This window comes from Roseateles sp. (assembly GCF_049240545.1).
GTDB lineage: Bacteria > Pseudomonadota > Gammaproteobacteria > Burkholderiales > Burkholderiaceae_C > Paucibacter_A.
The window spans coordinates 1-2,028 of the sequence record NZ_JBMLSK010000298.1 but is presented as its reverse complement, the minus strand read 5'-3'; the positions used below and the strand labels follow the sequence as shown (position 1 = coordinate 2,028).

The following is a 2,028-nucleotide window of genomic DNA, read 5'->3' as shown; positions in this document are numbered from 1 at the left end:
ACTTTCGCACAACCGTGGCGCGAGTCGCAATTGCTGTGGCGCCCTGCGCCTGCGCCGTTGGGCGCAGTAATTGCTGAGACAGGATGGCAACTCGTTTACCTGTAAAGCTCCACTCTACGCGCAACAGAAGGATCAAGAAGGCTGCAGCAGTTACCGAGACTGGCGCGCAATCGCGCAGAAGTTCCTGCACCGGCCAACCTGGGCACCCATCCCCGGCATCTACCTTCGTCGGCCCGGCCCGCAGGCGAGAACTCACCGCTACGTCCGCTCTCTGCGGGCACCACCTGCCGGTCCCGACCCAGAAGAGACATTGGCTGTCCAGATCTCGCCGCGCTGAAGCTGCCAGTCAGATACCCCGCAGTCACCCGTAGGTGGCCGCAGCGGATGGCGCGCGCCGGCGGGCAGCCATGAGGCCGACGGGCGCATGCCGCGCGGCTTGAGACCGAGCGGGCTTACTCCAGCGCGAACTCATCGTGCGAGCCACGGCGCAGCAGCCCCAGCGGACTCCCGATGGCGCCCGGCACACTACGAACGCCACCGCCCCGAGCCGGCCACGCTGTACCGTCTGGTGCAGCATCACGCAGCCTCCTTCATCGCCCACACCGATGCCAGCACCGGCGCCGAGTTGCCCCGGTTCATCAAGGACGAGTTCAAGGCGTTGCTTGAGTGCGGCATCCTGGCCCGCGGTTTCCTGCGATTGCAGCGCGGCGATTGAGGCCCCGACCGGCTGCTGGCGTTCAGCTGCAAGCGCAGCGCGCCGGATGTCGCAGACCGCGGTGCACCTGGCCGCCCACGTCATCTCCCGCTGCGACTGCTGCTGGCCGCTGCCGGGCTCGGCGCTGACGAAGGCGACGTTGGCGCTGTCACGCCGATCCAGCGCTTCGGCTCCGCGGCCAAACTGAACACTCACCTGTACGGCCTGGTACTGGACGGCGTGTACCGCTGCGACGCCGAGGGCGCGTCCAGCTTCGTCTAGGGCTTCGCCCCGGGCAGAAGGTACTGACCTTGCCTAGCCCGGAAATTTCATCACTAGTCAGGTCGGCAGCCTCGTGCCGTAGCGCGTTGTCATAGGTATCTGACCCCCTATGCCAACCGAGGACTGCCGATGCCAAAGTGTACGGATGCCAAGATCGATTTCGGGCGCTTCGGACGGCGCGTCATTGAGGCTGACTTCAGCGGCGGGGATCTCAGCAGCGACGGCGGGCTGTTGTTGTTGCGCCAGGTCGACGAGCACCTTGGGCTGAGCCGCGCGGCGGCTGCAGCGATTCCCGATCCGCGCGACCCGCAGCGCATCACGCACCCGTTGCGTGATCTGCTGGCGCAGCGCTTGTACGGGCTGTGCTGCGGCTACGAGGATCTGAACGACCACAAAGCGCTGCGAGGCGACGTGCTGATGCAGACGGCTGTCGGACGCGCTGAGGCGCTGGCCTCGGCGCCGACCTTCAGCCGGCTGGAGAACCGGGCCACGCGCGCGCAGGCCTGGGCGCTGCACGAGGTGCTGGCCGCGCAGTTCATTGCCAGCCACGACAAACCTCCTGCAGAGCTGGTGCTGGACATCGACGCCTCGGACGTGCCACTGCACGGGGCGCAGGAACTGGGCGCCTTCCACGCCTACTACGACCACCACTGCTACCTGCCGCTGTACGTGTTCTGCGGCCAGGCGATGCTGGCTTGCGTGCTGCGGCCCAGCAAGATCGACGGCGCGCGGCACGCGGCGGCGGTGATCAAGCTGCTCGTCACGCGGCTGCGCCGGGCGTGGCCTGACACGCGCTTCATCGTGCGTGCGGACTCGGGCTTTTGCCGCCGCAGGCTGCTGCAGTGGTGCGAGCGCTCGGGCGTGGGCTACATCATCGGCTTGGCCCGCAACGCCAGGCTGCACGCGGCGGTGGAAGTGGCCGAGGCCGCTCTGGCCGACGCCCACCGGGCCAGCGGCATCAAGCAGCGGCTGATCGGCGAGTTCAGCTACGCCGCCCAGAGCTGGCCCCACGAGCGGCGCGTGATCACGCGGCTGGAGTACGGTGAGCAAGG

At 67.9% G+C, this 2,028-nt stretch carries 2 protein-coding genes; one reads left to right on the top strand and one right to left on the bottom strand.

Annotated elements, in window-relative coordinates:
* Nucleotides 1-361 precede the first annotated feature (361 nt).
* Nucleotides 362-910: a hypothetical protein gene (locus tag ACOVRJ_RS19005; RefSeq protein WP_422045395.1), complete on the bottom strand. Its 549-nt coding sequence runs from the start codon at nucleotides 908-910 to the stop codon at nucleotides 362-364.
* 195 nt (nucleotides 911-1,105) lie between these two features.
* Here ACOVRJ_RS19005 and ACOVRJ_RS19000 point away from each other — a divergent pair.
* Nucleotides 1,106-2,028, top strand: a 923-nt coding sequence (locus ACOVRJ_RS19000; protein WP_422045394.1) for an IS1380 family transposase, incomplete at its 3' end; no start/stop codon positions are given.